Source organism: Altererythrobacter sp. GH1-8 (genome assembly GCF_043702085.1).
In the GTDB taxonomy this organism is placed as follows: domain Bacteria; phylum Pseudomonadota; class Alphaproteobacteria; order Sphingomonadales; family Sphingomonadaceae; genus Erythrobacter.
Genome location: NZ_CP171690.1, coordinates 938,635 through 960,361, shown reverse-complemented (window position 1 = coordinate 960,361; position 21,727 = coordinate 938,635). Strand labels below are relative to the sequence as shown.

The window sequence follows — 21,727 nt, the reverse complement described above, 5'->3', positions numbered from 1 at the left end:
AACGCATGGCCACAAGATGCCGCACGCGGTGTCCTCCTTCCCTAGTCAAACGGACCTTTGGTTCTGTCGGTAAGCGGCATGGCCAGATTTGAGCCGGTCGTGCGCATGCAAGTGGGTGCGGCCATAGTGAAGGAGTATGGCATGGATCGTTCGCAGAAAGCCGATGCGGTCGCAGAGCTCAACTCGGTCTTCAACGAAGTTGGCGTGGTGGTTGTCACCCGCAACCTCGGCCTGACGGTGGCACAGTCCACCGACCTGCGCACGAAGATGCGGGAAGCTGGTGCGTCCTACAAGGTTGCGAAGAACCGTCTCGCCAAGCTCGCCCTGAAGGACACCGACTATGTCGGGCTCGAGGAATACCTCACCGGCCCGACTGCACTAGCCTGGTCTGAAGACCCGGTCGCAGCCGCCAAGGCTGCTGTCGATTTCGCGAAGTCGAACGACAAGCTGGAGATTGTTGGTGGCTCGATGGGCACGCAGGTGCTCGACGAAGCAGGGGTCAAGGCACTCGCCTCGATGCCAAGCCTAGACGAGCTGCGCGCCAAGATTGTTGGCCTCGTCAACGCCCCGGCAACCAAGGTTGCTCAGGTCGTCAACGCACCGGCTGCCAAGCTTGCCCGCGTATTCGGTGCCTATGGCGCCAGCGAAGCTGCTTAAGGGACGCTTTTTTCGCAAACGCGATTTTGAACCACGTTTTCGGGATGACCCGCACAAGGGCATCCCAGACAATTTTTTGGAGTGAAACATCATGGCTGATATTGCCAAGCTTGTTGAAGAACTGTCGAAGCTGACTGTCCTCGAGGCAGCAGAACTCGCAACCGCCCTCGAAGAAGCATGGGGCGTCAGCGCCGCTGCTGCTGTGGCTGTTGCTGCACCTGCTGGCGGCGGCGACGCTGCTGCACCCGCTGAAGAGAAGGACGAATTCGACGTCATTCTCACCGGCGACGGTGGCAAGAAGATCCAGGTCATCAAGGAAGTCCGCGCCATCACCGGCCTGGGCCTGACTGAAGCCAAGGCTCTGGTCGAAGGTGCGCCGAAGCCGCTCAAGGAAGGCGTCAACAAGGCGGAAGCCGAAGAAGTCAAGGCGAAGATCGAAGCAGCAGGCGGTACCGTCGAACTGAAGTAAGCCTTGGGCTTACACTTAGTTCTCGTCTCGAGATCACAGCAAGGGCGGTGCCAGCGATGGCGCCGCCCTTTACTTTTTGCGTTCTTGAATCAATCGAGGCGCGCCCACAGGACGCGCCCCGAAAGTCCGACTGAGCTCCGGCTGATGAATGCAAATTCCCGTTTTCGCATCCATGGCCAGCCGATAACGGGCAGCCGAACTCAGAACTGTTTGCGCAGCTCCACATGGAAAACCCGTCCGCGCGCGCTGTGCAATTCGCTGAAGTAACCGAACTGCTCGTCAGCGAGCGGCGGATCCTTGTCGAACAGATTGTTGATCGCAAAGCGCAGCCGAGTACCGTCGAGCGGCGTGTCGTTCTCGATCGAATAGGCAAATGACAGGTTGAACGTCATGATGTCGTCAACGCGGAAGAAATTGCCGTTCGGATCGTCGGTGTCGATCAGCACGTCGCGCGTGACGCTGGTGTCCCAAACCTTGCCGACATACTGACTGAACAGCCCGACTTCGAACGGGCCGCTTTCCCAGTTGACCGAGCCGCTGAATCGCCATTTCGGGCGCCCGTCGATTTCCAGCAGTTCGCCAAGGCTGCCGACTGTGACGTCGGGCGGCAGATCGCCTGCTGCAATACCGGCCAGCAGTTCCTGGCTGTCAGGACCGGCAGACTGGACGAAGCTCTTCAGCCTTGCCGCATTGAAGCGCAGGCGAAAGTCGCCCAGGCCGAAATCGGGCACGCTGTAGAACAGGCCGAAGTCCCATCCCTTCGAAACGCGGCTGTCGAGGTTCACATATGGATCGAGCACGCGGATGATCTCGCCGACCGGCTCGAGGCCCGTTCCTGCGAACAAGGCTATGTCATCCGCAGTCGGAGCCTCGCGAATGACGTTCGGGCTTGAGCCGCCGTTGAGCCGGCGCAACAGATCGAGCGCGATGAAGTTGTCATCCCCGAACGTCCCGACAAGGCCCGTCTGCTTGACCCGCCAGTAGTCCGCAGTGAGCGTCAAACCGGGAAGGAAGGTTGGCTCGAGAACGACTCCAAGATTGATGCTCTCGCTGTCTTCGGGCTTGAGATCCTCGGTGCCAGAGCGGAAACTGACCGTGCTCTGGCCCGGGCACGCGCCGATATTGGCAATGCGATCGGGCGGCGGAAGCGTGGTGTTTGCCCTCGCGTAGCAGATCACCCAGTCATCGCGCGTATTGACCCGGGTTGTGCCCGCGTCGTTGACCTGCACCAGGTTCGGCGCACGGAAACCCTCGGACCAGGCGCCACGGAAGATGACCCCAGGGACGGTCGTCCACGATGCAGCGACACGCGGAACCATTGCGGTTTCCTTGATATCGGTGAACCGCTCGATCCGCCCGGCAAGCTGGACATTGAACTCTTCCACCAGCGGGATATTCATGTCCGGGCCGACCACAGGCACGAATACCTCGGCATGAGCAGAATAGACCTTGCGGTTGCCTCTGGTGTCAGGCGACGGGCTGGTTCCCACAACGTCGCTGCCCACGAAGTCGCCACTGATGCTGTCCGTAAAAGTGATTGTGCCGTCGAGGCGCGGATCGCGATCATCGAAGAAGGATTCGCGCCGCCATTCGACACCGGCGGCAATGCCCAGGTCCCCTCCCGGCAAGGAGATCAGATCGTCGCGGCTGATCTTGAAGTCTGCAAGCGCCAGGCTCGTCCCGCCCTTGCGGAACACATCGACCCGAATCGAATCCAGTATATCTTGCGAATTGGGCGTGCAGTCCCCTTCGCCTGGATCATCGAGGCACCCGCCATTGAACGGGTTGTAGGCATCGGAAGTGGTGCGGTTGATCGCCTGCTGCGCCAGCGTCATCGACACGCGGTTGCGCGCCAGGTCAGTCAGCTTCGCTTCGGAATAGAGGAAACCGGTATCGAAGTCCCACTCGCCAAGGTTTCCACGAAGGCCGCCGACAAACCGGTAGACATTCTTGTCGACCGTCACATCGCGGCTGCCCACGTCGACGAAGCGATAGCGTTCCATCACGACATTGACGCCGCCAGCCGCAATGGTCGTGCCAGGCAGGCGGTTGGGGCTGCCAACCGGTCCGAATGGGTTCCAGTAGGCGTTGGCAGCGATCGTTATCGGCGTTGCGCCAAGGATGGCCGAAGCCTCGTTATTCCGCCGGCTTTCCGAACGGTAGAAGCTCGCCTCGACATATGCTTCGAGATTATCGCTCAGCTCATAATTGAGCAGCGCCATGGCATTGTAGCGATCCTTTTCGCTTATCAGCGTGCCATCGAAATTCTGGTTATAGCGCACCGCCGACGTCGGTGTCACACCGGCATTGGCACAGATTCCGCCCCCGAAATCGAAGTCGCAGCCCGGAAAGGTGCTCGGCTGGAGGTAGAAGTCATCGTCACCGATTGGCGTGCGCGACGCAGGCGAGGACCCCTGAATATCGAACTGGCCGAACGGACCGAAAGTATTGCGATTGTTGAACGATGCGTCGCCTTCGAAGTCCGTGCCCTCGACCAGCGGAAGGCGGTTTTCGTCCGCAGCATAGTCGCGCGCCGAGGTCGGCATCCCGTTCTCGTGGAAGTAGCTGCCATAAACTGTGAGGTTACCCCGCCCGCCGCCGAAATCGAAGCCGTATCCGCCGCTCAGCGTGTAGCTGTAGAGACCAGTACCATCGGAACCTCGCCAGTCCGCTTCGACGAAGCCGCCCTTGCGATTGCCCCTCAGCACAGTGTTGATGACGCCGGCAACCGCGTCAGCGCCGTAGATCGCAGAGGCACCATCGCGCAGCACCTCGATCCGCCTCACGCTGCCCGGCGCAATCTCGTTCGTGTCGGACGACACGACGGGGACCAGCAGCTCTGTCTGGAAGCCTGGGTGCAGCGTCATGCGGCGACCATTGATCAGCAGCAGCGTATTGCCCGTGCCCAGATCACGCAGGTTGATCGAGCCGACATCGCCGCGCGCGCTGTTTTGGGTCGTCGCGTTCTGCTCGTTGAAAGCAACCGTGCCCGCCTGCGGGATAGAGCGGAACAGTTCATCGCCCGAAGAAGCGCCGGTGTTTTCGATCGCCTGTTCGTCGAGAACCGTTACCGGAAGCACATCGTTGATCTTCGCGCCCTGAATCTGTGTCCCGGTTACCACAATCTCAGACAATTCATCTTCAGCTTGGGTGCTGGGAACAGAAGCGGTTTCTTGCGCAAAAGCGGCTCCGTGAGCGAGCGCCAAAACTGCAGTCGAAGTAATTAAAGAATTGATCTTAAAGTGAAATCGGGACATTTTTCACACCTCTCAATTGCAACCCTGAGTGATGCTTGCTTCAAAATTCCCGTCCAACAATTGAAATGTGGCCTGCCGACTGGCGATTTTTTTGTACTTCGATTTTGTCTTGACAAATTCCTATCTCGTGTGCCGGCAAAAGTTATCGTCAAGTAACAATGCTCGAGTCCATCAAAGCTTCAGGTTAAGCCTGATCCCGATCAGGTCGACGCCTGGGTTCTGTTCCGAATTGAACAGCCGAGCATGGCTAATATGCGACCAGCTCGCTTCGAGGGAGACCTGCTCTGACAGATCCGTGCCAAGCGCTATCTCTGGCTCGAACAGGACCTGACTGCCCAGATCAATGCGATCCTGGGTGATGGGATCAAGCTGCTCGCCTGATTGGTCTTGAATGACGAACCCTACGCCAGGACGCAGGTAGACCGGACCAAGGTCGAACCTGCGGCTGATCCCGATCCCGGCGAAGCTTGCATCGCCAACGGTGTTGATCGAAGCAATCAGGTAGGGTTCGATATCGAGGACAGTCTCGATTGGATCGAAGCGGTAACCCAGTTGCATCGCCACACCGCCCTGGTCAGCTACGTCGAGGCTGAATGGAGTATCAACACCCTGATCATAGACGCCGATGAACACTTCATTCGCGCGCGCGGGCAATATGAACAGTACACCCCCCAGGATAGACGCCACAATTGCAGGAATCTGCCGCACTTTCGATGCCCTCCTCTCGCAGCATTGCCAGCGTCGACACCTGCCCGCGTTCTGATTGCCTGAAACTGAATGTTCTTTGGGCACTTGGCAGGGACGAAATTTTGGTCATAGAGCAACGTCATCTGGTGACTCTCACTCTACATGCAGGACGGTATCGAATGCGCGGGCGCACTCATCTGATTACGTCTGCTGCCTTGGCAGCACTTCTCATCATGGCTCCAGCAAGCGCGGAGGATGCGCCCATCATTATGCCTGGTGCCCCCGGCTCTTCTCCGCAAGTGATTAACGCTCAAGAAGCGATCAGGCTGGCTGAAACGAGCTATTCGCCCTACGATGTTGCCTTTATGCAGGGCATGGTCGTCCACCACCGACAGGCAGTTGAAATGGCAGCCTTGGTCAAAGGAAGGACCAACCAGCCAGCTATCATAGCCGTATCGGAACGCATCAATGCGAGCCAGGCGGACGAGATTCGCTTCATGACAGAATGGTTGGAGGCCCGCGGCGAGCCAATTTCTCCCATGCATGGAACGGGGCACAGCCATCACGGCATGGACCACTCCAATCACCGGATGAAAGGCATGCTCACGTCTGATCAAATGGCCGCGATGGCAGCGGCATCGGGCACTGAATTCGACCGGTTGTTCATCAAGGGCATGATCGAGCATCACCAGGGCGCGGTCGAGATGGTCAAGGAACTCCACGAGCAACACGGCTCCGCCGCTGACCCAGTAATGTTCAACTTCACCAACGATGTTGTCAGCGACCAGACCCAGGAAATCGACCGGATGAATGTCATCCTCGCAGGGCTCTCAGATGATCCGCGTGCAACTTTGAAGGCTGGTCTGACCGATGCGGGAGAAGCGATCTCCAACCTGCGCCTGGTCGCGTCCTTGCCCAAGCCTGCTGGCTTCTTCGATCCGGCCAATCCTGCTGGGCTGCGCCTTGAAATTCCGCAGGATGGCGACAAAGACACCGCCGCGTCCGTCGAGGATAACGGCAAGGAAAAACGCAAGGCCCAGTTCAGCGAGCGCGACGCGCTGCTCGACTTCGCCAACACTGAAATGGCATTTAGCGGGGACTACCTCATCGCGGGCAGCTATCACGGTTTCAACGCTTATCGCCTGGGCGCAGATGGCCTGCCGACATTGGTCAGCTCGACTGTCTGCCCAGGTGGTCAGGGCGATGTCTCTGTCATTGGTGACCTGCTGCTAATGAGCGTTGAGGATTCGCGCGGTCGCGTCGATTGCGGTCTGCAGGGCGTTCAAGGACGGATCAGCGAAGAACGATTTCGAGGTGTTCGGATTTTCGATATCTCCGACATCACTCGTCCACGCCAGATTGTCCAGGTCCAGACATGCCGCGGCAGCCATACGCACTCGATTGTGACTGCCGATGACGATACCATCGTGGTCTACAACTCAGGCACTTCCTACATCCGACCGGAAGAGGAGATGGCCGGGTGCTTCAATGTCCAGGGCGATGACCGTACCGCGCTGTTCAGTATCGATATCATCGAGATCCCGGTTTCTAACCCAGCCGCTGCGCGAATCATCGACAGCCCGCGCATCTTTGCCGAAAACGGCCAGATTGCAGGGCTGTGGCGCGGCGGTGACCATGGCGATGGCACGCAGGAGACGCGCATCACCGATCACTGTCACGACATCACCGTGTTCCCTTCGCTTCAGCTCGCTGCCGGGGCGTGCTCAGGCAACGGAGTACTCCTCGACATTTCCGACCCGATGGCACCCAAGAGGGTCGACGATGTGACCGATAAAGGGTTTGCCTATTGGCATTCCGCAACCTTCAACAATGATGGCACCAAGGTGCTGTTCACGGATGAATGGGGCGGCGGCAGTCGTCCGCGCTGCCAGGCAGGCGATCCGATGAACTGGGGCGCGAATGGAATTTACGATATCGTTGACGGCAAGCTTGAGTTCCGCAGCCTCTACAAGATTCCCGCGCCGCAGACCAACATGGAGAATTGCGTCGCGCATAATGGCTCGATCATTCCAGTGCCCGGCCGCGACATCTTCGTGCAGGCCTGGTACCAGGGCGGCATCAGCGTAATCGACTTCACCGACACCGCCAATCCGGTCGAAATTGCCTACTTCGATCGCGGCCCGATCAGCGATGAACAGCTCGTGGCCGGAGGATATTGGTCAGCCTATTGGTACAATGGCCGCATCTATGCGACCGAGATCACGCGCGGTCTCGACGTGTTCGCGCTGGAGCCAAGCGAGTTCCTTACTGCTGAGGAAATCGCTGCCGCTGAAGAGGCGCAATTCGAGGGTGCCGCGTTCAATCCACAGACCCAGACGCAGGTAACGTGGCCTGAGGAAATCGTCGCCCGGGTGGAGGCCTCCCGCAAAGGCGGTTGAGGGTCTCACTTCGGTTCATCGAGTCGGCTGTTGCGAGATAGCCGCACTGCTTGAGCCAAGCGGTGCGACTGCCCGCCAAGCCTCTTTCCAACGCGTAGAACCGCGCCTATCCGGTCCGGCTGGTCTTCAGGCATATGCCCCGCAGGACTGGCGGACAAGGCTATGCGTGAGACGGTTCCTCTTTTGACGCCAACCTGGGGCGAGGAGATCCGGGCGACTTTCAAGCTCGCCTGGCCGCTGGCGCTCGCCAATCTTCTGCAGATGCTGACTTACGCGATTGACGTCATGTTCATTGCACGGTTGGGTGACGAGGAACTCGCCGCAAGTTCGCTCACTGTGTCATGGTTTGGCCTCTTGCTGTGGGCGCTGATGTCCATGAACGGCGCGATGGCAGCAGTCCTTGCTGCAAAGCTCGGCGAAAACCCGAAGGCCGTCCGCCCGATCCGCCGCACGACCCGCATGGGGCTGTGGCTGGCGGTTTTCTCAGGCCTTGCTGCGATGGTGCTTGCTGGCGGGCTGCTTGTACCGATCATGAAAGTGACCGGACAGCAAAGCGACATCATCGCACTTGCTGATGGCTACAATTCCGTCCTGATATTCTCGATGATCCCCATGATCTTTGCGAGCGTCCTGCGCAATTATGTGTCTGCGCTGGGGCGGCCCTATGTCGCAACGGCGATCACCGGGCTTGGCATTATCGTGAACGGCGTTGCGAACTACGCCTTCGTATTCGGCAATTTCGGGATGCCCCGGCTCGAACTGGTTGGTGCTGCAATCGCGACGATCATCACGTCAGTCATTGTTGTGCTCGCCTATGTGGCGCTGATCCGCTGGGACAGGCTGCTCCACCGCTACCGCATCTTCGCCAACTGGTGGAGAGCCGACTGGCCCGTGTTCTGGCAAATCGTGAAGATCGGCTCACCCATCGCCCTGACCGTCACGGCTGAGGCCGGAATCTTCGGTGCGGCAGCCTTCATGATGGGACGGTTCGGCGCGGCTGAGCTCGCCGGACACACGGTCGCGCTGCAATTGGCTGCACTCGCATTTCAAGTGCCGCAAGGCGTAGGACAAGCGACCACAATCCGTGTCGGCTATTTCTTTGGCGCGCGCGACAGGCAGGGGATCAAGCAAGCTGGCTGGGTAGCGATTGCGATGGGCGCAGGGTTCATGACGATCACAGCACTTCTGATGCTGCTGACGCCCGAATTGCTGCTGTCGATCTATGTCGATGTCGACGCGGCCCGGAATGCAGCGCTGATCGGGTTTGCCTTGCAATATCTCATGCTTGCGGCCGTATTCCAGCTGGCTGACGGGGTTCAGGCAGTTGCGGCGGGCGTCCTGCGAGGGCTCCAGGATACACGCGTGCCAATGTGGATCGCGATCTTCAGCTATTGGGTGCCGGGGATGGGGCTGGCAATCGGCCTCGGATTCTTCACGATCCTTGCCGGCGTAGGCGTTTGGGTCGGGCTTGCTGCCGGCCTCTTCAGCGCCGCGATTCTGCTGACCTGGCGGTGGATGCTGCGCGATCGCATCGGCCTGACCATGCGCATTTAGATCGGAAAGCAAATTCCGCAAAAAAATTTGCTGACCGCTTGTTGACTCTGAGGCAGGCCGCCCCCATTTGCGGCTCGCTGGCACTCTCCGCTTGAGAGTGCCAACAGTGATATTCAACTCTGACAAGAAAGGTCATTACCATGGCATTTCGCCCACTCCACGACCGCGTCGTGGTTCGTCGTATCGAAGCCGACCAGAAGACCGCTGGCGGCATCATCATCCCTGACAGCGCGCAGGAAAAGCCCAGCGAAGGTGAAATTGTCGCCGTTGGCGAAGGCGCGCGCGATGATGACGGCGATCGCATTCCGCTTGATGTCAAGGCAGGCGACCGCGTGCTGTTCGGCAAGTGGTCCGGCACTGAAGTCAAGATCGACGGCGAAGACCTGCTGATCATGAAGGAAAGCGACATCATGGGGATCCTGGGCTGAGCCCGATCCGCACTCGCTTCCACAACGCACACTGAATTCCAGGAGAAACCAAAATGGCAGCCAAGGACGTAAAGTTCGGCCGTGATGCCCGTGAAGGCATCCTCAAGGGCGTCGACACGCTCGCAAACGCCGTCAAGGTCACGCTCGGCCCGAAGGGTCGCAACGTCGTGATCGACAAGAGCTTCGGCGCACCGCGCATCACCAAGGACGGCGTTACCGTCGCCAAGGAAATCGAACTTAAAGACAAGTTCGAGAACATGGGCGCACAGATGCTGCGCGAAGTCGCCAGCAAGGCGAACGACGCCGCCGGTGACGGTACAACGACTGCAACTGTGCTCGCTCAGGCCATCGTTCGCGAAGGCATGAAGTCGGTCGCAGCCGGCATGAACCCGATGGACCTGAAGCGCGGCATCGACCTCGCGGTCGACAAGATCGTCGAGAACCTGAAAGGACGTTCGAAGGACGTCGCCGGGTCTTCCGAAATCGCTCAGGTTGGCATCATCTCTGCCAATGGCGACCGCGAAGTCGGCGAGAAGATCGCCGAAGCGATGGAAAAGGTCGGCAAGGAAGGCGTCATCACCGTCGAAGAAGCCAAGGGTCTCGAATTCGAGCTCGACGTGGTTGAAGGCATGCAGTTCGACCGCGGCTATCTCAGCCCATACTTCATCACCAACCCGGACAAGATGACGGTTGAGCTGGAGAACCCCTACATCCTGATCCACGAGAAGAAGCTCAGCAACCTGCAGTCGATGCTGCCGGTGCTTGAAGCAGCTGTTCAGAGCGGTCGTCCGCTGCTGATCATCGCGGAAGACATCGAAGGCGAAGCGCTCGCAACACTCGTTGTCAACAAGCTGCGCGGCGGCCTCAAGGTGGCTGCAGTCAAGGCACCGGGCTTCGGCGATCGCCGCAAGGCCATGCTGCAGGACATTTCGATCCTGACGAAGGGCGAGATGGTCAGCGAAGACCTTGGCATCAAGCTTGAAAACGTCACGCTCGGCATGCTCGGCCAAGCCAAGAAGGTCACCATCGACAAGGACAACACGACCATCGTCGACGGTGCCGGTTCGCCGGAAGACATCAAGGCCCGCGTCGGCGAAATCCGCGCGCAGATCGAAGCAACCACCAGCGACTACGACCGTGAAAAGCTGCAAGAACGTCTGGCCAAGCTCGCTGGCGGTGTTGCCGTGATCAAGGTCGGCGGCGCAACTGAAGTGGAAGTGAAGGAACGCAAGGACCGCGTTGACGACGCGCTGCACGCTACCCGCGCTGCAGTCGAAGAAGGCATCGTCCCAGGCGGAGGTACGGCTCTGCTCTACGCAACCAAGGCGCTCGAAGGCGTCGCCGGTGCAAATGAAGACCAGACTCGCGGCATCGACATCATCCGTCGCGCGCTGCAAGCGCCGGTTCGCCAGATCGCTTCCAACGCCGGCCACGATGGCGCTGTTGTCGCTGGCAAGTTGATGGACGCCAATGACGAGACCCTCGGTTTCAATGCGGCTACCGATGTCTATGAAGACCTGGTGAAGGCCGGCGTTATCGACCCGACCAAGGTCGTGCGCACCGCGCTGCAGGACGCAGCATCGGTTGCTGGACTTCTGATCACCACCGAAGCAGCCATCACGGACGCTCCGGAAGACAAGTCTGGCGGCCCCGCAATGCCTGATATGGGCGGCATGGGCGGGATGGGCGGGATGGGCTTCTAAGCCTTTCACCCCCGTTATCGGCAAAAAAAGGGCCCGGTGGAGCGATCCGCCGGGCCTTTTTCCTTCGACCTTGCAGTGAAGGCACCAGAGGCGCACATAGACATATCGATGATATGCAAGGGAGATGACGAATGAAGTTGCCTTATAAAGCACACGTCGCCGTAGTCGATGGCGAGAACTTCATCTTGTTCCGCAATGACGGCCAGATATTCGAGCCGAGTCTGACGCACGAAGCCCGACCGGCGCTTGATACGACCAATTTCAGCGCTGGCGTCCGCCACCAGGATCACGTTGGCCGGGAAATCGGAAGGACACAGCTTGATGAGCTGGCTCACGGCGCCGCTGTGGCAGAGTGGCTAAATGCCAAGTGCATTGCTGGCGAAATTGACCATTTGCTGATCATCGCGGACCCCAAGACGATGGGCGAAATGCGCCACCACTACCACACCAAATTGCAAGAAAAGCTGGTCGGAGAGCTCGCCAAGACAATGACGCAAGAAACCGCTGATCGGATCGCAGCAGCCATACAAAGCGAATAGGCCATTCCTGCACGAGCAGATCGTCGCTCACGCGCAACATTCTGCCGCAGCGCGAATAAGTGTTGCTTGCTTGAGAGAATCGCGCGCCGTTAAGCCTCTGCAAACCTTGTTTGGGATAGGTATCGAGAAATGCGCAGAGCCTTAAAGAATTTGACAGCAGTTCTGGTCGCGCCAGCGGTCGCTCTGGCAGCACCTGCCTTTGCTCAGACCAATCAGCTCGAAGCGAGCTTTGACGACGCCTTCGGTACGGAAGTGCGTGCGCCGCAAAGCTTCAAGGCGATCTATGACAGCAGCTTTGAACAGCGCATCGCCCGGGTTGCGGACGGTAACAAAGGCCGTATCGGCGTCGCTGCTGTCGACCTTTCGACCGGCGAAGAGATCTTTGTCCTTGGCGACCAGAGGTTTCCGATGGCTTCAACGAGCAAGATCGCGGTCGCGGCCGCCTATCTGGAGCTTGTCGAAAAGGGCAAGTACTCGCTCACAACCGAGTTTCCACTGCTCATTCCAGTCCGTTCAGCAAAGTTCTCAAGCCGCGCTGCGCCTGTGCGCGAAGGCGAATACATGCAGGCTATCGACTTGATCGAAATCATGATCACGCGGTCAAGCAACCCCGCAACGGACGCGCTGCTCGCAGCGGTGGGCGGAACGGAAAAGGTCAATGACTGGATGCGTCGCCAGGGGATCAGGGATTTCAGCATCGATCGCGATATCGCGACGCTGGTCCGCGATGACGGTGAGTTCGATCCTGTTTCCTATATCGATGAACGCGACGCAGCGACGCCCAAAGCGATGCTGCAACTGCTGACCGGCCTGTATCAGGGAAAATTCCTCAAGGCGGAGAGCCGGCAGGTGATCCTCGATGCAATGAGCCGCACGCGGACCGGGGCGCGACGGATCAAGGGCAACATGCCGGATTACGTGGAAGTGAGCCACAAGACCGGATCGCTCAACAACACCTCGTCCGATATCGGTTTTATCCGTTCACCAGACGGGCGCACGATTGCTGTTGCAATCTATGTCACTGGTCAAGGATCGCGCGCCAACCGTGAAGCCCGCATCGCCGAGATCGCGCGTGCGCTCTATGACGGGTTCGCTTCCAAGGCGCGAAGCCCGCAGATCTGGACGAGCGCAACGCAGACCGGGGGTTGAGCGGAGCGGGAAAGCTCGATCCTGCTCATTCGTGCCCTCAACTCTGATACACATAAAGAAAGGGCGGCACCGACCGGCACCGCCCCTCTTTAAATTCGCGAAGGAATTTGGCTGCGAGGATTACTCAGCAGCTTCTTCCATTGCGCCTTCAGCGGTTTCAACAGCTTCGTCTGCAGCAGCTTCAACATCAGCAGCAGCGTCGTCCATTACTTCGCCAGCTGCGTCTGCAGCTTCACCAGCTTCTGCGGTTGCTTCTTCAGCAACTGCTTCAGCATCAGCCATCGTGTCAGCAGCGTCGTCAGCAGCTTCTGAACATGCAGCGAGGCCAAGAGCCGAACCAGCGATTGCGGCAGCAAGAATGATCTTACGCATAAAATTAAATCCTTAAGTCAGCGAGTTGTCGTCCACCCGAAGGTCCCCCCTCGGGTGATCAAAGCGCGCCCTCGCCGGGCTTGCTTCGGAAGTGCTAAATAATGGCAGCTTTGTGGCAGCGCAAGCGGATTCGTCATATTTTGCCATTTTTCCGCCTCAATTGATCGCAGCGCTGAAACGCCATAGCCGGTCGCTCCCGGGGCCATAAGCATGAGAAGGTCGCAGCCAAAAGAGCACAGCGCATAATCTTCTCCACCCGCCTTACCTGCCGAGCCACCGACTGCTAGCACCAGTTCATGGCGGACAAGAATCACCTCTATCTGGTCGACGGATCATCCTATATCTTCCGGGCCTACCACCGGCTTCCTCCTTTGACCGATCCTGAAGGCACACCGGTCGGAGCGGTCTATGGCTACACCACGATGCTGTGGAAGCTGGCCGAAGACCTGGATCAGGCCGATGGACCCACCCATCTCGCGGTCATCCTCGACAAGGATTCGAAGAGCTTCCGCAACGAGATCTATCCTGAATACAAGGCGAATCGCCCGCCCGCACCCGAAGACCTCGTCCCTCAGTTCCCGCTGATTCGCGATGCGACCCGCGCGTTCAGCCTGCCCTGCATCGAACAAGCGGGGCTCGAAGCTGATGACCTCATCGCCAGCTATGCCCGCGCCGCGCAGCGCGAAGGTTGGGATGTCACCATTGTTTCGTCCGACAAGGACCTGATGCAGCTGGTTGGCGAGGAAAGCGGTGCCAAGGGTACTGGCCGCATCGACATGCTGGACACGATGAAGAGCCAGCGCATCTATCGCGAGGAAGTCGAAGAAAAATTCGGCGTTCCGCCTGAACTGGTTGGCGACGTGCTCGCGCTGATGGGCGACAGCGTCGACAATATTCCGGGCATCTATGGCATCGGCCCCAAGACAGCGAGCAAGCTGATTGCAGAGCATGGCTCACTCACCGGAGCGCTCGACGCGGCTGCCGACATGAAGAAATCCAAGCTGAAGGAACGCTTGCTCGAAAGCCGCGCAGATGCAGAAATGAGCCGAGTGCTCGTTGCGCTCAAGGAGGATTGCGAACTTCCGGAACCGCTCGAGCACTTCAAGCTTGACGGCGTCCCGCCGGAACCGCTTGCTGCTTTTCTCGAGAAGCACGGGTTTACCTCGCTGCTGCGGCGGCTTGGTGCCGGCGCCGGGAGCCCTGAGCGTCCGAACAATCTCAATCCCGCAAAGGCAGAGACCAAGAGTGATGCCGGAACCAGCGAGGGGAACAGCCAGCCCTTGCCGGAGATGCCCGCGATCGATCGCAGCGGCTATGAGACTGTGCAATCGCTGGAGCGGCTGGCACACTGGATCGAGCGGGGTTTTGCGGCGCGCCTGATCGCTGTGGATACCGAGACATCCGCGCTTGATGCGATGCAGGCCGAGCTGGTGGGGATCAGCCTTGCGCTCGGCCCGAACGATGCATGCTATATCCCGCTCGCGCATGGCGGCTCGGACATGTTTGCTGAGAAGCCGGATCAGATTGACCGCGACGCAGCGCTTGAAGCTTTGAAGCCGCTCTTGGCTGCCGACAGCGTCATCAAGATCTTCCAGAACGGCAAATACGATCTCAATGTCCTGGCGCGCTACGATGTCTCCGTCAGCCCGGTTGAAGACACCATGGTCATCAGCTTTGCGCTTGATGCCGGGCGCGGTACGGACGGGATAGGCGGCGGGCACGGCATGGACGAGCTGTCTGAGCGCCACTTGGGACACACTCCGCTTGCGTTCAAGGACGTGTGCGGGACCGGCAAGAAGCAGATCCCGTTTGGCGAAGTGCCGCTCGGCAAGGCGACTGAATATGCCGCTGAAGACGCCGATATTACCTGGCGGCTGTACCAGCACTTGAAGCCCCGCCTGGCGATTGAAGGCGGCTCGCGCATTTACGAGCGGGTGGACAAGCCGCTGATCCCGGTTGTCGCACAGATGGAACGCCACGGGATCAAGGTCGATCGCGCGCGCCTCGCCGGGTTATCTGAGGAATTCGCGCGCGAGACAGCCCGGCTTGAAGGCGAGATTCACGAAGAGGCAGGTGAGGAATTCGCAGTCGGTAGTCCCAAGCAGCTCGGCGATATCCTGTTCGAGAAGTTGGGTTTCAAAGGCGGCAAGAAAGGCAAGAGCGGTCAGTACTCGACCGATCACAGTGTGCTCGAACGCCTTGCAGGCGAAGGTGCGGGGATCGCCAAGAAGGTACTGGAGTGGCGCCATCTGGCGAAGCTCAAATCGACCTACACCGATGCGCTGCAGCAGCAGATCAATCCCGCAACGGGCCGTGTCCACACAAGCTACTCGCTGGTAGGCGCACAGACCGGACGGCTCAGTTCAACCGATCCGAACTTGCAGAACATCCCGATCCGCACCGCCATCGGACGGCAGATCCGCGAAGCTTTCGTGCCGGAGGAAGGCAATGTCCTACTCGCCGCTGACTATTCGCAGATCGAGTTGCGGCTCGCCGCGCATATGGCCGATGTGCCGACGCTGAAGGAGGCCTTTGCCAATGGCGAGGACATCCACGCACGCACAGCAACCGAGATGTTCGGCGAAGTCAACCGCGACACCCGCGCGCGGGCGAAGACGATCAACTTCGCGATCCTCTACGGCATTTCGCGCTGGGGACTTGCAAGCAGGCTCGAAGTCGAGCCGGACGAAGCGCAGGCCATGATCGACACCTATTTCCAGCGCTTCCCGGGTATCCAGCGCTATATCATGGACACACTCGAAACCGTGCGGGAGCGCGGCTACTCCGAAACGTTGTTTGGTCGAAAGACGTGGTTCCCGCGAATCAATTCGAAGAACCAGGCGGAGCGCCAGGGCTCTGAGCGCGCAGCGATCAACGCCCCTATCCAGGGCACCAGCGCGGACATCATCAAGCGTGCCATGGTGCGCATGATGCCTGCGCTCGAAGCAGAAGGCCTTGGCCATGTCAGGATGCTGCTCCAGGTCCACGACGAACTGGTGTTCGAATTGCCTCAAGGTGACGTCGAGGCTGCCAGCGCGGTAATCGAAAGGGCGATGGCCGAGGCCGCTGGACCCTCTGTCACTATCGACGTGCCTTTGGGGGTAGATATCGGAACGGGCGCCAGTTGGGACGCTGCGCACTGACCCGATACCTGAAGCAAGTGCGCGCCATCAGCAACCTCTTGTTTCACGAGATTGCCGGGACTAGCAGGCAGCTGTGAGCTCGACATCTGCCCCAACTCCAGCCCCTCGAGCCGGCCGAGAATGGCTCAACCAGGGCCTGGTCGTGATCATCGCGCTCGCGTTGCTCACGATGTTTGGTGTGATTTTCCAGACCATGCAGGTCGAGCGGGCTGAACGCGAGCAAGTGCAGACCACCACCAGAGCGCTTGTGTTGCTGCGCAATATCAATCGCGCCGCGATCAACCTTGAATCCGGCCAGCGCGGATATCTCATAACCTTGGATCCTGAGTACCTGGAGCCCTATTCGCGCGGGCGAGCCGAGCTCTTGCCATCTCTGAACCTGCTGCGCGAGACCCTCGCACGGAAGGCAACCCCGCGACAGGATGAACTGCTCGACACTATCGAGCGCGCTGCGACAGCCAAGATCGAGGTCATGGAGGAAACCGTCATCCTGGCACAGGCCGGAGAAGTAGGGAACGCAAGGGATCGCGTGCGGACTGACCAGAGTCGTGATCTCATGGTCGAACTGCAAGGGGCAGTGCGCGAGCTTGAGGTGCTCGAACAGGATATTCTCGACAGAGCGCTGACCGATGCTCAATCGGCGGAGACCCGGACACCCTGGCTCGTGCTCGGCCTGCTGGTGATGGTGATCCTGCTGCTGATCCTGGTTCTGCGCCTGATCCGTAAAGCCGCCGATGCACAGGCGGAGGCAGCGCAGGCGAGCGCCCTGGCAACGGCACGCGATCGGGCGGACCTCCTGGCAGGAGAGCTCAACCATCGTGTGAAGAACCTATTCGCGATGATCCTGGCAATCGTCCAGATGAGCGGGCGGGATGCCCCATCCGCTCAACCGGTCCTGGACATCGTTGGACAGCGCGTGCGAGCTCTGCTCAAGGCGCATGAGGTCACCCAAGGGTCTGGCGACGAGGCATTCGCTCCGCTCAGGGCGCTGGTCGAAACAACTCTGTCGCCTTACCTCTCCAAAGTGCATCGCGCTGAGATTGACGGGCCACAGGTCCTGCTGCCGGCAAGACTTGTCACGCCGCTCGGGCTGGTGCTGCACGAATTGACCACCAATGCGATTAAATACGGCGCATGGGCGCATAGCGGTGCCATCAAGATTGACTGGTACCTTGACGGCAATCTGGTGATAATCGACTGGCGCGAAGACGGGCTTTCGAACCTGGTTGATACGCAAGAACGAGGATTTGGGTCACAGCTCATGCGCGGCGCTGCGCAGCAGCTTGGCGGGAGCATAGATCGCGTGTTCAAGCCGCAGGGATGCCAGGTGCACATCCGCTTTCCGCTGAAAGTAATCTGACTTCGCCCTTGCGGCCAGGCGTCTGGCGACCTACCTGCCAAGGCGATGCTACAGCGATATTACCCCGCCAACTGGGCCTTCGATTGGGACAGCGGCTTGAACGCAGGGATAGCGGTTCTCGTTGCGCTCACACTGGCATACCTCGCCTATCAAATCATATTCGGTCTGGCGACCCGATTGGCCCGCCTGTCAGAAACCAACGTCGATGAACTGGTTGTCGAGCGCATTCGCCGCCCGGTGAAATGGTCCATTCTTGCGCTGGGTGTCACGCTGATGGCTGGCGCCAACCCCGATCTTCAGGCCGTGTGGGAGCCGGTGGCTCAATTTGTTCGGCCTGCGCTGCTGGGCTGGATCGCCTACACCCTGGTCAAGGCATTTACCGCCACGGTCGAATATCGGATGGAAGCCTCGGACGATCCAGTCGCCATGCGCAGCCGCCGGACCCGGCTTGCCGTGCTGTCCCGCACGGCCAATTTCGCGATCGTCTTCATCACGGTCGGCTTAATGCTGTTCAGTATTCCGTCAGTGCAATCGATCGGCACGACTTTGCTCGCCTCCGCCGGTCTGGCGGCGCTCGCAGTAGGCGCTGCCGCTCAACCGGCTCTCAAATCACTGATTGGTGGCTTGCAGATTGCGGTCACTGAACCCTTTCGGATCGGAGACCTTGTCAAGATCGGTCCGGATGCCGGACGCGTGGAGGAAATCCGAATGAGCTTTGTCACTGTCCGTACCTGGGACGAACGCTTACTGATTGTGCCGACATGCAGGTTTATCGATGAAAGCTTCGAAAACTGGTCGCGCGCCAATGAACGCCTCAGCGGGCCAGTGATGCTGCATCTTGATCCGATTACAGACATCGCGCCGATCCGTGCAGAGTTTGAACGCTATCTCGGCGCGCATGCGCTGTTCGATGGGCGAACGCAATCATGCCTGGTGACGGAAGCCTATCCCGAAAGCGTCGAATTACGGCTGGCGATGAGCGCGCCGACCATCGGCGAACTGTTCGAATTGCGCTGCGACGTCCGCGAGCACATGCTCAAGTGGATTCGCGAAAATCAGGAAGATGCCCTGATCCGCCATCGGCTCGAAGTGCCTAATGGACATCCCAAGGCGGGCGAGCCTTGAGTTCGATCCGCGTCATTCGACGCATCGCCAGCGCGGTCTTTGCCTTGGCCTCAATTGGCTCAGCCATAATGTGGGATCGCCGCCGCGATCTCCCGTTCAATTCAGAAGGCCGGTACTTCGACGCCGCGAGTGGCACAGTGGTCGACCAGCAATCCGTGCTGGCCTTCGCGGCATTGGCCATCACCTTTGCGCTGCTGGCATTCGCGAGCTGGCCGATGGCACGCGAAACCTGACCCCCAACGCTGGATCAGTCGTGCTTGTTGGCACGCGTGGATTCGATCATCCCTTCGTGGATAAAGCCGATTGGCTGAACCTCTGCCGCGCGCTTTTTCAGCTCGCCGCGCATCTTTTTGTATTCGGCCTCCATCTGGCTCGTCACTGTCGCACGAGAATCCTTGAGCGCTTCGTCGAAATCCTGCTTGGCAACCTCTTTGACTTCACCGCCGACCCTGCGCAGCGCATTAAGGCCCGCGCGGCGCACGACATCTTCTAGATCGGCTCCTGTGAAACGGTCTGTCGCTTGTGCAATCTTGCTGAGGTCCACGTCCTTGGCCAGGGGCATCTCACTGGTGTGTATTTCCAGAATATGGACCCGGCCCGCTTTGTCAGGTGTGCCGACATAGACCAGCTCGTCAAAGCGCCCGGGTCGCAGCAAAGCCGGATCAACCAGCGCGGGCCGGTTGGTGGCGCCGATGACGACAACAGACTGCAGGTCTTCCATGCCGTCCATCTCAGCGAGGATAGTATTGACAACCCGCGCTGTGACCTGGGGTTCTCCCTGACCTGATCCTCGCGCCGGGACCAGGCTGTCGATCTCGTCGATGAACACGACGCAGGGCGCAACGGCCCGCGCGCGCTGGAACATCCGGCTGATCTGCTGCTCGCTTTCGCCATACCATTTGGAGAGCAGATCGCTCGACTTCATGGAGATGAAGTTAGCCTCGGCTTCCTTTGCCACCGCTTTGGCAAGGAGCGTCTTGCCTGTTCCAGGAGGGCCATAAAGCAGGAAGCCCTTGGCCGGGCGAATGCCCAAACGGCGGAAAGCGTCCGGGTTCTTGAGCGGCAGCTCAATCCCTTCCTTGAGCTTGTCAATTGCGTCGCCAATACCGCCAATATCGTCCCAGCCGACATTCGGCATCTGCACCATCACTTCACGCATGGCGCTGGGCTGGATCCGCTTAAGCGCCTGAAGGAAGTCATCGCGTTCAACGCACAGTTCCTCCAGCACTTCGGGCGGGATCGTGCGTTCGTCGAGATCCAGCTTCGGCATTATCCGGCGAACAGCATCAATCGCCGCTTCACGCGCCAGCGCCGCAAGATCGGCACCGACAAAGCCATGTGTCACGCGCGCCAGCTCATCAAGATTGACTTGGTCGCCAAGCGGCATCCCTCGGGTGTGGATGGCAAGGATTTCCCGCCTGCCGCTCTGGTCCGGCACACCGATCACGATCTCACGATCGAACCGACCTGGACGCCGCAGCGCCTCGTCAATGGCGTCAGGGCGATTGGTCGCTGCGATCACCACGAGGTTGGCGCGCGCTCCGATGCCGTCCATCAATGTCAGCAATTGCGCAACCAGTCGCTTCTCCGCTTCACCGGAAACCTGGCTGCGCTTGGGAGCAATGGAATCGATCTCGTCGATGAAAATGATCGCAGGCGATGAGGATGTCGCTTCTTCGAAGACTTCGCGCAGACGCTTTTCGCTCTCGCCGTAGCCGGAACCCATGATTTCCGGCCCGTTGATGGTGAAGAAGTGCGCATCGGATTCGTTTGCTACCGCTTGGGCAAGGCGGGTCTTGCCGGTCCCTGGTGGACCGTGGAGCAGCACGCCCTTGGGAGGATCGACGCCAAGCCGGGTGAACAGCTCTGGATAACGCAGCGGCAGTTCGACCATTTCGCGAAGCTGCTGGATCGTTTCATCCATGCCGCCCACGTCGTCATAATTGACCACTGCACGCGCGTCGCGGGCTTCTTCAAATTCGGCTCGCAGCTCTACTTCGGTGTTCTCGTCGATATGGACGATGCCCTTGGGCGTTGTGGAAACGACAGACAGCCGGATTTGCGTAAGCGCATAGGCGGGTGCTCGCAGCATCTGGCGGACATCCGAGGGCATATTCTGGACCGGTTGCTGGCCGGTTGTCGCAACTAGGTCGCCAGCGACAAGCGGGCGGCGGAAAAAGTTGCGCTTCAACGCCTGCGAAGGGCCCTGCAGCCGCATTTCGCGTTGCGCAGGCGCAAAGACCACACGTTTAGCGGGGCGCGATTCCGCCCGTGCGATAGTGACATGCTCGCCCGATGCCGCCTCGGAATTACCGCGCTGCAAACCGTCGAGGCGCACGATATCGAGCGCATCATCTTCGGGATAAGCAGCCATCGCGATGGCCGGGCTGCTACGCTTGCCGGTCACTTCGACGATATCGCCTTCTGTAATCCCAAGCGCCTGAAAGGCAGTGCGCGGCATGCGCGCGATACCCTGGCCCGATTCTTCCTGACGCGCTGGCGCGACCTGAAGCCTAACGCCGGTATCGGTAGTTTCTTTTTCAGCGTCGGCTTTGGCCATGCAGCCACTCTCCTTATCGCGCGGTAAGGTAACAGCATCAGCGCACCCGCCACGGAGCCGACACCGAAATTCAAGACCGATCTGTGCGCTAAGGCGCTCTCGCGCAAGGGCTTTGACCAAGAAAAATGCCCGGTTGGCAAGCCAACCGGGCATGAAAGTCTTGGGAGAGGATGCCTATAAGGCCTCACCGTTTTGCAGGTGCGAAGAGAATTGTGCAAGTGCGAAAAGAACATCTTAGGTTGCACTTCTTGCAACCTTCAGAACCCGGCCAATTTTTCTGGAATTTCAACATGAATCGGATTGTCTTGTCCTGCGCAGCAGGGGC

At 59.4% G+C, this 21,727-nt stretch carries 16 protein-coding genes; 12 read left to right on the top strand and 4 right to left on the bottom strand.

Going from position 1 to position 21,727, the window contains the following annotated elements; all coding sequences use genetic code 11:
- The first annotated feature begins 141 nt into the window (after positions 1-141).
- Both rplJ and rplL read left to right on the top strand, forming a co-directional pair.
- On the top strand, positions 142-657 hold the full coding sequence (gene rplJ / locus ACG9DO_RS04710) for a 50S ribosomal protein L10 (protein ID WP_394731200.1): 516 nt from the start codon (positions 142-144) through the stop codon (positions 655-657).
- Positions 658-748: 91 nt separating this feature from the next.
- Complete coding sequence (rplL, locus tag ACG9DO_RS04705; protein WP_394730570.1) at positions 749-1,126, top strand: 50S ribosomal protein L7/L12; 378 nt, start codon at positions 749-751, stop codon at positions 1,124-1,126.
- Between the two features lie 200 nt (positions 1,127-1,326).
- Here rplL and ACG9DO_RS04700 read toward each other — a convergent pair whose 3' ends face one another.
- Together ACG9DO_RS04700 and ACG9DO_RS04695 are read right to left on the bottom strand one after the other, a co-directional pair.
- Positions 1,327-4,260 (bottom strand): TonB-dependent receptor domain-containing protein, encoded by a 2,934-nt coding sequence (locus tag ACG9DO_RS04700; protein ID WP_394730569.1) that lies wholly within the window; start codon positions 4,258-4,260, stop codon positions 1,327-1,329.
- Between the two features lie 294 nt (positions 4,261-4,554).
- Positions 4,555-5,091, bottom strand: a complete 537-nt coding sequence (locus ACG9DO_RS04695) for an acyloxyacyl hydrolase (RefSeq protein WP_394730568.1) — start codon at positions 5,089-5,091, stop codon at positions 4,555-4,557.
- Positions 5,092-5,285: 194 nt separating this feature from the next.
- Here ACG9DO_RS04695 and ACG9DO_RS04690 point away from each other — a divergent pair, with 194 nt between their 5' ends.
- The 6 genes from ACG9DO_RS04690 to ACG9DO_RS04665 all read left to right on the top strand — a co-directional run bounded on the left by ACG9DO_RS04690 (position 5,286) and on the right by ACG9DO_RS04665 (position 12,842).
- Positions 5,286-7,469: a DUF305 domain-containing protein gene (locus tag ACG9DO_RS04690; protein WP_394730567.1), complete on the top strand. Its 2,184-nt coding sequence runs from the start codon at positions 5,286-5,288 to the stop codon at positions 7,467-7,469.
- A 162-nt stretch (positions 7,470-7,631) separates the two neighbouring features.
- Positions 7,632-9,023 carry an MATE family efflux transporter gene (locus tag ACG9DO_RS04685; RefSeq protein WP_394730566.1) on the top strand — a complete coding sequence of 464 codons (1,392 nt, stop codon included), beginning with the start codon at positions 7,632-7,634 and terminating at the stop codon, positions 9,021-9,023.
- Between the two features lie 140 nt (positions 9,024-9,163).
- On the top strand, positions 9,164-9,451 hold the full coding sequence (groES, locus tag ACG9DO_RS04680; protein ID WP_394730565.1) for a co-chaperone GroES: 288 nt from the start codon (positions 9,164-9,166) through the stop codon (positions 9,449-9,451).
- A gap of 53 nt (positions 9,452-9,504) precedes the next feature.
- Positions 9,505-11,154: a chaperonin GroEL gene (gene groL / locus ACG9DO_RS04675; protein WP_394730564.1), complete on the top strand. Its 1,650-nt coding sequence runs from the start codon at positions 9,505-9,507 to the stop codon at positions 11,152-11,154.
- Between the two features lie 131 nt (positions 11,155-11,285).
- Positions 11,286-11,693, top strand: coding sequence for a host attachment protein (locus tag ACG9DO_RS04670; RefSeq protein ID WP_394730563.1), 408 nt, complete (start codon positions 11,286-11,288; stop codon positions 11,691-11,693).
- A gap of 129 nt (positions 11,694-11,822) precedes the next feature.
- Entirely contained in the window at positions 11,823-12,842 is a 1,020-nt protein-coding gene (locus ACG9DO_RS04665) for a serine hydrolase (protein WP_394730562.1), read from the top strand.
- 120 nt (positions 12,843-12,962) lie between these two features.
- On the opposite strand, the gene ACG9DO_RS04660 is transcribed toward ACG9DO_RS04665, so the two are convergent.
- The gene (locus ACG9DO_RS04660; protein ID WP_394730561.1) at positions 12,963-13,214 is read right to left on the bottom strand and encodes a hypothetical protein; all 252 of its coding nucleotides are present in this window, start codon (positions 13,212-13,214) and stop codon (positions 12,963-12,965) included.
- 296 nt (positions 13,215-13,510) lie between these two features.
- Between ACG9DO_RS04660 and polA the strand changes: the two genes are divergently transcribed.
- The 4 genes from polA to ACG9DO_RS04640 all read left to right on the top strand — a co-directional run bounded on the left by polA (position 13,511) and on the right by ACG9DO_RS04640 (position 19,075).
- Complete coding sequence (gene polA, locus ACG9DO_RS04655; RefSeq protein WP_394730560.1) at positions 13,511-16,357, top strand: DNA polymerase I; 2,847 nt, start codon at positions 13,511-13,513, stop codon at positions 16,355-16,357.
- Between the two features lie 73 nt (positions 16,358-16,430).
- Positions 16,431-17,717, top strand: coding sequence for a sensor histidine kinase (locus ACG9DO_RS04650; RefSeq protein WP_394730559.1), 1,287 nt, complete (start codon positions 16,431-16,433; stop codon positions 17,715-17,717).
- Between the two features lie 45 nt (positions 17,718-17,762).
- Positions 17,763-18,842 (top strand): mechanosensitive ion channel family protein, encoded by a 1,080-nt coding sequence (locus ACG9DO_RS04645; protein ID WP_394730558.1) that lies wholly within the window; start codon positions 17,763-17,765, stop codon positions 18,840-18,842.
- Positions 18,839-19,075 carry a hypothetical protein gene (locus ACG9DO_RS04640; RefSeq protein WP_394730557.1) on the top strand — a complete coding sequence of 79 codons (237 nt, stop codon included), beginning with the start codon at positions 18,839-18,841 and terminating at the stop codon, positions 19,073-19,075. The genes ACG9DO_RS04645 and ACG9DO_RS04640 overlap by 4 nt, the downstream gene beginning before the upstream one ends.
- Positions 19,076-19,089: 14 nt before the next feature.
- On the opposite strand, the gene ACG9DO_RS04635 is transcribed toward ACG9DO_RS04640, so the two are convergent.
- Positions 19,090-21,402 (bottom strand): CDC48 family AAA ATPase, encoded by a 2,313-nt coding sequence (locus ACG9DO_RS04635; protein WP_394730556.1) that lies wholly within the window; start codon positions 21,400-21,402, stop codon positions 19,090-19,092.
- Positions 21,403-21,727: the final 325 nt, after the last annotated feature.

Excerpts from the sequence above, each read along its gene's own strand:
- rplJ (WP_394731200.1), top strand. The coding sequence starts at position 142 with ATGGATCGTTCGCAGAAAGCCGATGCGGTCGCAGAGCTCAACTCGGTC.
- rplL (WP_394730570.1), top strand. The coding sequence starts at position 749 with ATGGCTGATATTGCCAAGCTTGTTGAAGAACTGTCGAAGCTGACTGTC.
- ACG9DO_RS04685 (WP_394730566.1), top strand. The coding sequence starts at position 7,632 with ATGCGTGAGACGGTTCCTCTTTTGACGCCAACCTGGGGCGAGGAGATC.
- groES (WP_394730565.1), top strand. The coding sequence starts at position 9,164 with ATGGCATTTCGCCCACTCCACGACCGCGTCGTGGTTCGTCGTATCGAA.
- groL (WP_394730564.1), top strand. The coding sequence starts at position 9,505 with ATGGCAGCCAAGGACGTAAAGTTCGGCCGTGATGCCCGTGAAGGCATC.
- ACG9DO_RS04670 (WP_394730563.1), top strand. The coding sequence starts at position 11,286 with ATGAAGTTGCCTTATAAAGCACACGTCGCCGTAGTCGATGGCGAGAAC.
- ACG9DO_RS04665 (WP_394730562.1), top strand. The coding sequence starts at position 11,823 with ATGCGCAGAGCCTTAAAGAATTTGACAGCAGTTCTGGTCGCGCCAGCG.
- ACG9DO_RS04660 (WP_394730561.1), bottom strand. The coding sequence starts at position 13,214 with ATGCGTAAGATCATTCTTGCTGCCGCAATCGCTGGTTCGGCTCTTGGC.
- polA (WP_394730560.1), top strand. The coding sequence starts at position 13,511 with ATGGCGGACAAGAATCACCTCTATCTGGTCGACGGATCATCCTATATC.
- ACG9DO_RS04645 (WP_394730558.1), top strand. The coding sequence starts at position 17,763 with ATGCTACAGCGATATTACCCCGCCAACTGGGCCTTCGATTGGGACAGC.
- ACG9DO_RS04635 (WP_394730556.1), bottom strand. The coding sequence starts at position 21,402 with ATGGCCAAAGCCGACGCTGAAAAAGAAACTACCGATACCGGCGTTAGG.